General features: G+C 62.2%; 11 protein-coding genes, 1 tRNA gene and 1 pseudogene. 8 read left to right on the top strand and 5 right to left on the bottom strand.

Features of this window, described 5'->3' with window-relative positions; translation table 11 throughout:
- Window positions 1-225 precede the first annotated feature (225 nt).
- The 4 genes from PHD22_RS14710 (at window position 226) to PHD22_RS14695 (ending at window position 2,196) form a co-directional block, all read left to right on the top strand.
- The gene (locus tag PHD22_RS14710; RefSeq protein ID WP_299868444.1) at window positions 226-504 is read left to right on the top strand and encodes a DUF1778 domain-containing protein; all 279 of its coding nucleotides are present in this window, start codon (window positions 226-228) and stop codon (window positions 502-504) included.
- Window positions 501-1,013: a GNAT family N-acetyltransferase gene (locus PHD22_RS14705; protein ID WP_299868441.1), complete on the top strand. Its 513-nt coding sequence runs from the start codon at window positions 501-503 to the stop codon at window positions 1,011-1,013. Before PHD22_RS14710 ends, PHD22_RS14705 begins: the two co-directional genes overlap by 4 nt.
- Window positions 1,010-1,384: a MarR family transcriptional regulator gene (locus tag PHD22_RS14700; protein ID WP_299868438.1), complete on the top strand. Its 375-nt coding sequence runs from the start codon at window positions 1,010-1,012 to the stop codon at window positions 1,382-1,384. The genes PHD22_RS14705 and PHD22_RS14700 overlap by 4 nt, the downstream gene beginning before the upstream one ends.
- 395 nt (window positions 1,385-1,779) lie before the next feature.
- Window positions 1,780-2,196 carry a hypothetical protein gene (locus PHD22_RS14695; RefSeq protein WP_299868435.1) on the top strand — a complete coding sequence of 139 codons (417 nt, stop codon included), beginning with the start codon at window positions 1,780-1,782 and terminating at the stop codon, window positions 2,194-2,196.
- A 374-nt stretch (window positions 2,197-2,570) separates the two neighbouring features.
- On the opposite strand, the gene PHD22_RS14690 is transcribed toward PHD22_RS14695, so the two are convergent.
- Window positions 2,571-3,248 carry a TetR/AcrR family transcriptional regulator gene (locus tag PHD22_RS14690; RefSeq protein WP_299868432.1) on the bottom strand — a complete coding sequence of 226 codons (678 nt, stop codon included), beginning with the start codon at window positions 3,246-3,248 and terminating at the stop codon, window positions 2,571-2,573.
- Window positions 3,249-3,321: 73 nt separating this feature from the next.
- On the opposite strand from PHD22_RS14690, the gene PHD22_RS14685 reads away from it, so the two are divergent.
- On the top strand, window positions 3,322-4,926 hold the full coding sequence (locus PHD22_RS14685; RefSeq protein WP_299868429.1) for a 4-hydroxyphenylacetate 3-hydroxylase N-terminal domain-containing protein: 1,605 nt from the start codon (window positions 3,322-3,324) through the stop codon (window positions 4,924-4,926).
- A 99-nt stretch (window positions 4,927-5,025) separates the two neighbouring features.
- On the opposite strand, the gene PHD22_RS14680 is transcribed toward PHD22_RS14685, so the two are convergent.
- Complete coding sequence (locus PHD22_RS14680; protein WP_299868427.1) at window positions 5,026-5,457, bottom strand: substrate binding domain-containing protein; 432 nt, start codon at window positions 5,455-5,457, stop codon at window positions 5,026-5,028.
- A 74-nt stretch (window positions 5,458-5,531) separates the two neighbouring features.
- Window positions 5,532-5,933: pseudogene (locus tag PHD22_RS16945) on the bottom strand (LysR family transcriptional regulator); the annotation flags it as partial.
- A gap of 129 nt (window positions 5,934-6,062) precedes the next feature.
- On the opposite strand from PHD22_RS16945, the gene PHD22_RS14670 reads away from it, so the two are divergent.
- Both PHD22_RS14670 and PHD22_RS14665 read left to right on the top strand, forming a co-directional pair.
- On the top strand, window positions 6,063-6,878 hold the full coding sequence (locus tag PHD22_RS14670) for a class III extradiol ring-cleavage dioxygenase (RefSeq protein ID WP_299868421.1): 816 nt from the start codon (window positions 6,063-6,065) through the stop codon (window positions 6,876-6,878).
- A 20-nt stretch (window positions 6,879-6,898) separates the two neighbouring features.
- Entirely contained in the window at window positions 6,899-7,693 is a 795-nt protein-coding gene (locus PHD22_RS14665; RefSeq protein ID WP_299868419.1) for an SDR family NAD(P)-dependent oxidoreductase, read from the top strand.
- Window positions 7,694-7,743: 50 nt separating this feature from the next.
- Here the strand turns inward: PHD22_RS14665 and PHD22_RS14660 are convergent, their stop codons facing one another.
- The gene (locus tag PHD22_RS14660; protein WP_299868415.1) at window positions 7,744-9,399 is read right to left on the bottom strand and encodes a M64 family metallopeptidase; all 1,656 of its coding nucleotides are present in this window, start codon (window positions 9,397-9,399) and stop codon (window positions 7,744-7,746) included.
- A gap of 177 nt (window positions 9,400-9,576) precedes the next feature.
- Here PHD22_RS14660 and PHD22_RS14655 point away from each other — a divergent pair, with 177 nt between their 5' ends.
- A complete protein-coding gene (locus PHD22_RS14655; RefSeq protein ID WP_299868412.1) occupies window positions 9,577-10,521 on the top strand; it encodes a class I SAM-dependent methyltransferase in 945 nt (314 codons plus the stop codon).
- 135 nt (window positions 10,522-10,656) lie between these two features.
- Here the strand turns inward: PHD22_RS14655 and PHD22_RS14650 are convergent.
- Window positions 10,657-10,733, bottom strand: a tRNA-Val gene (locus tag PHD22_RS14650).
- Window positions 10,734-10,791: the final 58 nt, after the last annotated feature.

The following is a 10,791-nucleotide window of genomic DNA, read 5'->3' as shown; positions in this document are numbered from 1 at the left end:
GTCTAGCCGGAACCAACGGCTCCACGCGACTCCAGAACGCATCCGTCACTTCCCACGACTTGGCTCCCATGCACCTGCTCCGAGCAAGAACGAAAGCCGCATTATCGGTTAATTACGGACAAGTTCTAAGCAGCGTCTCTACCACGCCCCATTGGGCATGCTTGAATTGTCGGGACATCATCCGGACGCTATGATGAGGGTAGTTCCAAAATAAGGGGAGTTGCCATGAGCGCCTTGAACCGCTCCAAAACCGAGCGGATCGATGTCCGGGCCAGCAGCGCCGTCAAACAGCTGCTGCAGGAAGCCGCGAGCGCTTGCCACAAAAACCTCAGCGAGTTCCTGCTGGATGCCGGGGTGACCGCCGCCAGCCAGGCACTGGCAGATCGGCGTCACTTTGTGCTGGGCGATGACCAGTGGCAGGCATTTCAGCAAGCGCTGGATCGCCCCGTGCAAGCCAAGCCGCGCCTGAAGAAGCTGCTCAGCGAGCCCGGGGTTCTGGGGTGAGTGCAGCGTATGAGCCGGTCCGCAAGCTCTCGGCTGTGGACGCGGTGGAGACGTTCGACTGTGGCCAGCCGGCACTCAACCAGTTCATCCAGCGCTATGCGCTCGTCAATCAGAAAGCCAACAGTGCCCAAACCTACGTTTGCTGCCTGGACAACGAGGTGGTGGGCTTCTATAGTCTGGCGGTCGGAAGCGTCGATCCGGAGGATGCTCCCGCACGCGTAACGAAAGGTTTGGCCAGGCATTCTGTGCCGGTCATGATCCTGGCACGGCTCGCGGTGGATCGTGATCACCAGGGAAAGGGCTTGGGGATGGCGCTGCTGAAGGATGCGCTGCTGCGCACGGCACAAGCGGCTGACATCGCCGGCGTTCGTTGCCTGCTCGTTCATGCCAAGGACGAGCCGGCGCGGCAGTGGTATCAGTCCTGGGATTTCGAGCCAAGCCCGACCGATCCCTATCACATGTTCCTGATGCTCAAGGACCTCAAGGCCTTGCTGGCGGATTGCAAATGAGCAAGCTGACGATCAAAACGGGCACTGAAGACGATTTCTTCCGGCGAGGCCGACAGCTGGCACGCGCAGCGGATCGCGGCGAGGCACTGCCCAGCGAGAGCACGATCAGTTTCGAGGACCCGGCGGACGTCGTGAAGCTGATCACCACGGCGCGGCTGGCCCTGTTCCGTGCCATCAAGGAGATGCCCGGCTCAAACACCCAGATCTCGGAGCGCCTTCACCGCGACCGCAGCGCGGTCAAGCGCGATGTGGATGAGCTGGCGCGGGCGGGTCTGGTTACGGTCTCGGAGAAGGTGCTTCCGGGCCACGGTCGGATGAAGGAAGTTCGAGCTACCGCGCAGCGCATCAGTCTGATGGCGGAAGTGGCCTGACGGGCATACCAAGCTAGACCGTCTGGTCAGCGCTCGGTCAAACCTGGTCCAATCGGATCCCGATACGGGGACCGATGGAAGCTGAGATGCGGCTTCACCGGGCAAGGAAGTTGTTTTACTTTCAGTGGCTTAAAGAGATCGCGGGGCCACCCGATCGTGGCTGCTCGACGTTTTCGATTCCCATCGCCCGCTCCACATCGAATTCCAGCAGGTAACGGTGCGGTGCTGGTTTGTATGGCTTCTCATGACTGTTATTTTGCACAGTTCATGCCTCATACATTCAGGCGGCCAGCGCATTACGACGCAGGTCGGAGTTCGATGTTACGGAGCAGCGCCGATGTTACACAGCAGGGCAGTCGCCCTAAAACAAAGTTAGGTTTCACGGACACATTCTCATGCACCTACCCTACCGTATCGCCATTCTCGCTGTCGTCGCACTGGCCCTCGCTGCTGGGTGCCAGAAGCAAGATCAGCCATCTCTTCCCGCACAACTGGACCCGGTCGCCAGGTTGGCCTCGGAACCTTCTACAGAACCGGCTCCGCACCCTTGGACTGGGACGTGGGATGGTCCGGAAGGCACCTACCTAAAACTCGTTGCAAGACCAGACTCCAAGTTTGACGTCATCATCCATGACCTGGACAAAGAGCGGACCTTCGAGGGAACTGCCAACTCCGATTACATCTCCTTCGATCGGGAAGGCATACAGGAACGCATCGTGGCCACGAACGGAGAGGCGACGGGGATGAAATGGCTCGCCGAGAAATCCACGTGTCTCACAGTCAAGGAAGGCGAAGGCTATTGCCGGGACTAGCAGCGACAGAGGGTCATGGATTCTTGGTAACCCGCATCAAAACGGGAACCGAAGACGATTTCTTCCAGCGAGGCCGGCAATTCAAAGAGATGGCCGGGCCATGGCCGGATGAAGGAAGTCCGGGCGACAACGCTGCCCATTCAATGCGGCCCATGAGCGCGAAGAGTTCCGCTGCGGTTCCGCTGCGCTCGACCAGTATCTGCGGGAGCAGGTCACCCAGGACATCCGGCGCCGCGTCGCGGCTTGTTTCGTGGCGCTCACCGGTGAGCAGCGCATCGCAGGCTACTACACCCTCACGTCGGCAAGCTTGCTGCTGGCCGACCTGGCCCCGGAGATCGGCAAGAAGCGGCCCCGCTACAGGCCTCTTTTGACAACTATGCTGAAGGCAGGCGCCGAATTAGCGAGTCCATATAGCGCTCGAAAAGCGCATCCGGATTTTGTCTGAACAGGCGGATACGCCCCGTATTGTTCAGCACCAGGAGGCCCACGATATGGGCGAAAACCGCGCAGGTCTCAAGAACGGCCTCTTCGGCACTCAGGCCCAAAGCTTCCAACTGAATCTGGACAGGCTTCAAAGCACCCATCAACTGGTCGTTTAACTCCTGGTTGAGCTCGGGTGTCAGCCCGCGAGGCTTCATGCCATCAAACAGGTAGAAGCCCAGCTCCAGCTCCTTGGGGTTATCTCGGTAGAAGACATAGAACGCTTCAGCCCTGGCGCGGAGCAATGCAAGCGCCGATGACGGCTTGCCACTCGCCTTGGCAGCCTCGACCACCTGATTGAGGCGGTGCAGGGACTCACCAAGCAGAGCGCCATAAATCTCTTCCAGGTTGGCGAAGTAGCTGTAGATGGCGCCGGGCGTATAACCCGCCCGCTTGGCGATTTCTCGCAGGCTCGCACCATCCAGGCCAAGCTCAAAAAAAGCTGAACGCGCCGCATCAAGAATCAGGGTCCGTCGCGCCTGATTAAGCGTGCTTTCCCTGATCACGCGAGATTCGGCGGTAGTTCCACTTTTTTTGGCGGTATTTTTTCGAACGGCAGTTGACTTTTCCATAACTCGAATTTTACACTGTTTTTACAAATTAAACACTGTTCAAATTTACAAACATCGTTTTACAGGAAAGAACATGACTGCACCCGATACCAGCGGCTTGATGGATGGCAAGGAATTTCGTGAATCCCTGAAAAAGTACAAACCCACGGTCTATGTGGATGGGCAATTGATTGAGTCGGTCGTTGATGCGCCGTCGCTTCAGCCCGGTATCAATGCCATGGCCGTCACCTATGACTTCGCGCATGACCCGGCCATGGCCCCCCTGATGCTCGCCAAGCAGACGGTCTCTGGCAAAACTGTTAACCGGATGCTGCACATCGACGAGTCGGCGGGCGACTTGCTCAACAAGCTGGAGGCTGTCCGTATCCTTTGCCAGGAAACTGGGTGTGCCCAACGCTATCTGGCCCACGATGCCCTGGGTGGCATCTTGCAGGCAGTGACGAAGATTGACGACGCCAAGGGTTCGACCGAGTACACCTCGAAATTTTCTGCGTATCTCCAGCACGTCCAGGATGAAGACCTGACCATCGGTATCGCGATGACGGATGCCAAGGGGGACCGCAGCAAGCGTCCGAATCAGCAACTGAATCAGGACGTGTACGTTCATATCGTCGAACGCAATGCGAAAGGCATCGTCATCACTGGCACCAAGGCGATTGTGACTGGCGCGCCATATGTGCATGAATTCCTGGTCATGCCATCGCGCAACATGCGTGAGGATGATGCGGACTTTGCCGTTTGCTGTGCGGTGCCGGTCGATGCACCGGGGGTCACGATTGTCGCCCGGCCCGCTGGACGGCCAGGCGAGAAGCCGGAGCATGGCGCGCCGCTGTTCTCTCGTAAGTACGGTCAATCCACGGGCGTGGTCATCTTCGACAAGGTGTTTGTGCCTTGGGACCGTGTCTTCCTGTCTGGAGAGTGGGAGTTTTCCGGAAACGTCACCTACAACTATGCAACGCATCATCGCCACAGTTGCATCGGCGCCCGTGCCGGCTTCGGCGACCTGCTCATCGGGGCCGGTGTCCTGATGTGTGAGGCCAATGGCCTCGACCCCAACAAGAAGGCGAACCTGCGTGACCCGATGGTGGAACTCATCAAGATTACCGAAGGGTTCTACGCCTGCGGCGTGGCCGCCAGCGTCTATGCAGTTCAGGACCCGTACTCAAAGACCTTCATGCCGGAACCGGTCTATTCGAATATCGGAAAATTGCTGCTTTCGACTCAAATTTACGACATGCATCGCCTGGCCCATGAAGTATCCGGGGGCCTTATCGTTGCCCTGCCAGGACCGGACGAAGACCATAACCCCGCAACGGCTGCGACATTGGCCGAAGTGCTGCGCGCCAACCCCGACGTGCCGTACGACAAGCGTATTGAGGTTTCGCGCTTCATCGAGGATTTGACGGCTTCCTACCAGGGCGGCTGGTACTCGCTCATCAGTCTGCACGGCGGCGGTTCACCGACTGCGTTGAAGCAGGAAATCTGGCGCAATTACCCGGTGGGCAGCAAGGTAGAACTCGTCGAACGCCTGCTGGAGCGTGGCGTCCTGACGGAAGACAACCGGCCAATTACCAAGAACAAGCAGCCAGGCCGTTGCTGTGATGCGGGTTGCAGCCAGCCTGGCCAGCAATTCATGGTCCCGCTACCGGAAATCAAAAAGAAGAGCGCTTGTCAGTGAGGTCACCCTTGCGTTCTGAAAACGCAAGGATCGGCGTGAGCGACTCGTCGGACGGTGGAGCGCTTGCTTGGCCTCCGCAGTTCCACCCTCCAGCCCGGTTCAGCGACGCGGCCAGACGAAGGGCTGCGGGGCGAAGCGCTCGGCGAGGTAGTCAATCATCACCCGCACCTTGGCCGGCGGGCGGCGGTCCGGCGGGTAAACGGCAAAAATGCCGCCCAGCGCATAGGTGGGCAGATCCAGTTCGAGGACCACAAGCTCGCCGCGTTTGACAGCGTCCGAGACGATGAAGTCAGGTTGATAGATGACGCCCTGCCCTCCCACGGCGGCGGCCAGCAGGGCATCGCCATTGTTGGCCGCAAGATCCCCATGCACGGCGACGCGCACGCTGCCATCGTGGCCGAACGCCCATACCTTGCCGCCAGCCCAGGACGACAGGGTGTAGCCCAGGCAGTTGTGCTGCGCCAGGTCGGCCACGCGGCGGGGAACGCCGCGCTGGTCGAGATAACTCGGCGCGGCACACACCCTTTCCACACCCTTTCCACACAGTCGCCAAGCTTGCGCGCCTGCAGCGGGCTGTCAGCCAGGCGGCCGATGCGGATTGCCATGTCCCAGCCGCCGTCCAGCAGGTCCACCACGCTGTCGCTCAGCCCCAGCTCGACCCTCAGCGCCGGATGGCGTTGGCTGAAGGCCGGCAACAGCGGCGCGATGAAGCGCGTACCAAAAGACAGGGGCAGGTTCATGCGCAGCAGCCCGCGTGCCTCGATCCGTTGCGAGGCGGCGCTGGCTTCCGCTTCATCGATCTCCGGCAGGATGCGCAGGCACGCCTCCAGATAATCGTTGCCGGCCTCGGTCAGGCTCAGCCGGCGTGTGCTGCGATGCAAGAGCTTGACCCCGAGGCGTGCCTCCAGTGCATCGAGATGCTTGGTGGCCATCGCCGGGGACATGCCCAAGTGCCGCCCAGCCGCGCTCAGGCTGCCGGCGCTGACGGCACGCACAAAGACGCGCATGCCAGTGACGCGATCGAGCATTTGATTTCTCCCTTTCGGTAGGAAGTGAAAGCCATATTCGGCGGATTATCGTTCCAAGCGCACCAGGCGATACTCTTTCCACACAATTTCACCCAGTGGAGCATGACCATGACGGCCATCAGCACTACCCGTATGCCCACCCTGTTCGTACCCCACGGCGCCGGACCCTGCTTCTTCATGGACTGGAACCCGCCCGATGCCTGGAACGCCATGGCGGCTTTCCTGAAGAACGTGGCGGACACGTTGCCAGCGCGCCCCACTGCCATCGTGATGGTGTCGGCGCACTGGCTGGAGCCGGCCTTCAGCGTCACCAGCGGTAGCCAACCGGAGCTTTTCTACGACTACTACGGCTTTCCGCCGCACACCTACGAGCTGCTCTACCCGGCGCCCGGCAAACCACAGCTGGCGGCGCACATTGCGGGCCTGCTCGGTCAGGCCCACCTGCCGGCCCAACAGGACCCTGCGCGGGGCTTCGATCATGGCATGTTCATCCCGCTCAAGCTGATGTTCCCCGACGCCGACATCCCGGTGGTGCAGCTCTCCCTGCGCCATGACCTGGACCCACAGGCACACCTGGATGCCGGCCGCGCCCTCGCCCCGTTGCGCGATGAAGGTGTGCTGATCATCGGCAGCGGCATGAGCTTCCACAACATGCGCGGCTATGGCGATGCACGCTTCGGGCCGATTTCCGACGCCTTCGACCGCTGGCTGGTGCACACGATCGAGTCCCCAGCGCCGCAGCGCGAGCAGGCTCTGGCCGCCTGGGAGCAGGCCCCGTCGGCCCGGCTGTGCCACCCGCCGCGCGCCGAGGAGCACCTGCTGCCGCTGATGGTGGTGGCCGGCGCGGCCAGCGAAGGGGCCGGCCAATGCATCTTTACCGACAGGGTGATGGAAACCACGTTGTCGGCGTTCCGATTCGACTGACTTTTAAAGAGGACTTACCCATGATCATCGATCTTTCCGGCAAGACCGCCATCATCACCGGCTCCACCGGCGGCATTGGTTTCGCCATCGCCAGGGGTCTGGCCGACGCCGGTGCAAGCGTCATCATCTGCGGCCGCGAGCAGGAACGGGTTGACGCCGCACTGACGCAACTGCGAAGCACCCGGGCGGGCGGGCAGGCCCGTGGCGTGGTCGGCGACCTGGGTACGGCCGGCGGCTGCCAGGCACTGATCGAGGCCGAGCCCGATGCCGACATTCTGGTGAACAACCTCGGCATCTACGGCGTAAAGGCCTTCTTCGACATCGATGACGCGGACTGGGAGGCGTTCTTCCAGGTCAACGTGATGAGCGGTGTACGCCTGGCGCGCCACTACGCACAAGGCATGCAGGCGCGGGGCTGGGGACGGATCCAGTTCATCTCGAGCGAGTCGGCGCTGAACATTCCATCCGAGATGGTGCATTACGGCGTCAGCAAGTCGGCGCTGCAAGGCCTGTCACGGGGCCTCGCCAAGGTGCTGGCGGGCAGCGGCGTGACCGTCAACACCATTCTGCCGGGGCCGACCCGTACCGAGGGAGCCATCGCCTTCATCGCGGGCATGGCGCAGGAGCGCGGTGTATCGGCTCAGGAAATGGAGGCCTTGTTCCTCGCCGAAAACCGTCCGTCGAGCCTGATCCGGCGTTTCGCCAGCCCCGAGGAGGTGGCCAATCTGTGCGTCTACGCCGCCTCGCCCCAAGCCAGTGCGACTACCGGTGCGGCCTTGCGGGTCGAGGGCGGCATCGTCGAAAGCATTGCCTGACGCACGCGGCGCCCGGGCGATCTCCAGATCTCAGGATCCAGCGCAGGGGCTCATGCTGCGCGGGCCGGGCTGCGCCGGGTCGCCACCCAGCCCAGCAGGGACACGAGCAGCAGTTCGACGGTTGCCGGCTCCGGCACGCCGCTGACCACAATGTTCCAGCTCACGATCTGGGTCAGGAGATCCTTGTCCCGCCGGACCCAGTCCGGCCCGTCGCTGCCCGCGGTGATCGCCGTATCGAAGGCACGGGCGGTGATCACATGATCGCCCTCGCCCAAGCCCAGCAGATCCGGATCAAAGCTTTCGCCCCGGGCGCCACCCGCCAGGATGCCATCCACAAACCAGGCCACATCGATCACGGCGGGATCCACCACATCGACCCACAGCGTATCCGGGTCACGCAGCACGGCCGTGTTGTCCAGGTAGCGGTCCAGGGGATCCACATAGGTGTAGATCTGGTGAATCAGGGCTTCCCGCCCGATCGGGTCGAAGGGCAGGCGGCTGTCGCTCATCCTGGAGGCCGGCGTTGGGCGATAGATGCCCGAGGTGTAGAAGCGCTCTCCTCCTGCTTCACAGCCCACGTTCTCGGTCCCCTGCCAGACCGACCACTTGGCACAGGTGGGGTCCGCGGTCAGATTCACCGGGGCTGGCTCAGGCCCGGCGTAGGTCTGGCTGGCCCCTGGCTCCAGGTACTCGTCCCCCAGCTGGCCAAAGGCATGCCCGAGTTCATGGATGGCCACCTCCCGGGCCTGGGCATTCCCACCCGCATACACTGCGTAAGCGCCACCCGCGCCCCCATACCGGCTGTCGTTCACGGTGACGACGCGCATTTCCCGGAGCGCCGCATCCACCAGCCGCTCGTCGAGCACGGCGTCCGCCCTGGCCTGATCCACATAGAGGAGCCGGTAGTCCTCCAGCTCGATACCTGTGTATTCGGCACAGGTGACGGTGTTCACGCTGAGATAGCACCCGTTCAGGGCCGTATCCACCATGCCTGTCGGGTTGCCGGCGGGGTCCTTGAGCCAGGGCTTGTCGGCGCCGACCTGGTTGGAGATCACATCCACCATATGTACATTGAAAAAGTTGCGGTAGCGGCGGAAGGGAGCCTGCCCTGCCTCGGTCTTGCTGCCGAACAGATAATCCAGCAGTGAGGTGGCATGGGTGCGGAATGCCCCCGCCAGATCCGCACCCCGGTAGCCGTCTCCCAGGAACCAGAGGTCCACCCGGTTGCTGGACGGACCGCTGTCCCAGCCGCTGAGGAGTGAGGTGCCGCCCACCGTCGGTGTCACGTTCAGGGTGCTCGCCCCGCCCCCCGCGCCAATGCTGCCAAACCCCGAGGCCGTGACGCGGAACTGCTGACCGGGCGCAATCCCGTTGCCACCGCCCGCATAACTGAAATCCATCGTCTGGAACTGGAGGCTGGAGCCGGAACGCGCAGACTGCACGGACTGGAACAGACTGCTGTTGGTGCCGCCCGCGTCTCCATCCAGGTTGGTGAAGCCGAACTGCAGGTCGTAGATCCGCTTTCCGGTGTTATTGACAAACACCTCGTCGAAATCACCCGTACGCGAAAAGGAGGCCAGGGAAACAAGCGCCGTGGAGTTTGCGATTCCGCTTTCCGGCACCACCGAGAGCAGTGGTGCCGCCACACCGTCCAGACCGCAACCGATAAACACAAGACCGAGCACAAAAGGGGTGGAACGGCGCATGGCAAGCCTCCCTGAAAAATACGTGACCTCATCGGACACACAAGAGCGGAGCAGATCCTCTGGATTGAAGCTCATGGCCAGACCCACATCAAGGCACTGGCAATGATGGCCGAAGGAGATTCCTGGACCACGCCCCGCTTTCTGGTACATTGCGCGCCCTTTCTCCGATGCCTTCCCATGCAAGCACTCCTTGACGCCATTGCCCGGATGACGGTGCCCACAGATGCCCAGCGTGTTTTCCACGGGCGGGGCGGGGTGTATCCGGGATGCGAGCACTGGACGCTGGACTTCTATCCACCGGTATGGCTGCTGACCAGCTTTCTTCCGGTCAGTGACGACGACCTGGCGGTGGTGCATGCCGCCCTGGCTGAACGCTGGCAAGCGCTTCAACCGGGCGCTCCACTCACCTGGGTCTTTCAGTATCGCCACGAAGCCCGGGCAGAAACACGCCTGATGGCGGGGCACGTGCCGGATCCTCATGTGATCAGCGAGGAAGGCGCGGCCTTCCGGGTGCACCTGCTGAAGGGACTGAACCACGGCTTCTTCCTGGACATGGCCGAGGGCCGGCGCTGGGTGCGCCGGCAGATGGCGGCACGACCGGGCCAGAAAGTGTTGAATCTGTTCGCCTACACCTGTTCATTTTCGGTAGCGGCCCTCCAGTCGGGCGCTCGGCAGGTGGTGAATGTGGACATGAGCGACGGGGCGCTGGCCATCGGCAAACGCAACCACCAGCTCAACGGACTCACCACCGGGGCGAGCTTCCTGCCCCACGACATCTTCAGCTCCTGGGGCAAGATCACCCGGGGCGGCCGCTACGATCTGGTGATCCTCGATCCACCCAGCTACCAGAAGGGCAGTTTTGTGGCGGAGAAGGACTATGCCCGCCTGATCCGGCGCCTGCCGGACCTGCTGGCGCCAGGCGGGCACGCGCTGCTGTGCCTCAACTCCCCCAAGCTGGGGCCGGACTTCCTGCAGGATCGGGTGGCCGAACTGGCACCCGGCCTGAGCTTCGGGCAGCGGCTGCCGAATCCCCCGGCCTTTGTGGACACCTCGCCGGACCGGGCGCTCAAGGTGCTGGTCTATTCAGCGGCGCCCGCCAGTGAGCGTCCGGCATCCGGCTGACGCCCTTCAGGTTGAGGCACGGGCCCCAGGGGGAGTCTCCGGGCGTGCAGCCGCGTCTTTCCGGCGAAGTCACGAGAAACCCAAAAAACAAAACCCGTCCGGGCCTGACAGGCACTGAACGGGTTTCTGGATCTCTGGTGCGTCCTGACGGAATCGAACCGCCGACCTCCACGATGTCAACGTGGCGCTCTAACCAGCTGAGCTAAGGACGCCCTTGAGAGGAGCGGCATTATAAAGCGGTTTGACCGCTTTGCAACACCTGCTCCCGCC

Origin of the sequence: Zoogloea sp. (assembly GCF_028693495.1) — a bacterium.
Classification (GTDB): domain Bacteria; phylum Pseudomonadota; class Gammaproteobacteria; order Burkholderiales; family Rhodocyclaceae; genus Zoogloea.
This window is presented reverse-complemented; position numbering and strand designations above follow the sequence as displayed.

Bases quoted from the DNA above. Each gene is read 5' to 3' on its own strand.
- PHD22_RS14695 (WP_299868435.1), top strand. From the start codon at position 1,780: ATGCACCTACCCTACCGTATCGCCATTCTCGCTGTCGTCGCACTGGCC.
- PHD22_RS14655 (WP_299868412.1), top strand. From the start codon at position 9,577: ATGCAAGCACTCCTTGACGCCATTGCCCGGATGACGGTGCCCACAGAT.
- PHD22_RS14690 (WP_299868432.1), bottom strand. From the start codon at position 3,248: ATGGAAAAGTCAACTGCCGTTCGAAAAAATACCGCCAAAAAAAGTGGA.
- PHD22_RS14710 (WP_299868444.1), top strand. From the start codon at position 226: ATGAGCGCCTTGAACCGCTCCAAAACCGAGCGGATCGATGTCCGGGCC.
- PHD22_RS14660 (WP_299868415.1), bottom strand. From the start codon at position 9,399: ATGCGCCGTTCCACCCCTTTTGTGCTCGGTCTTGTGTTTATCGGTTGC.
- PHD22_RS14700 (WP_299868438.1), top strand. From the start codon at position 1,010: ATGAGCAAGCTGACGATCAAAACGGGCACTGAAGACGATTTCTTCCGG.
- PHD22_RS14665 (WP_299868419.1), top strand. From the start codon at position 6,899: ATGATCATCGATCTTTCCGGCAAGACCGCCATCATCACCGGCTCCACC.
- PHD22_RS14685 (WP_299868429.1), top strand. From the start codon at position 3,322: ATGACTGCACCCGATACCAGCGGCTTGATGGATGGCAAGGAATTTCGT.
- PHD22_RS14670 (WP_299868421.1), top strand. From the start codon at position 6,063: ATGACGGCCATCAGCACTACCCGTATGCCCACCCTGTTCGTACCCCAC.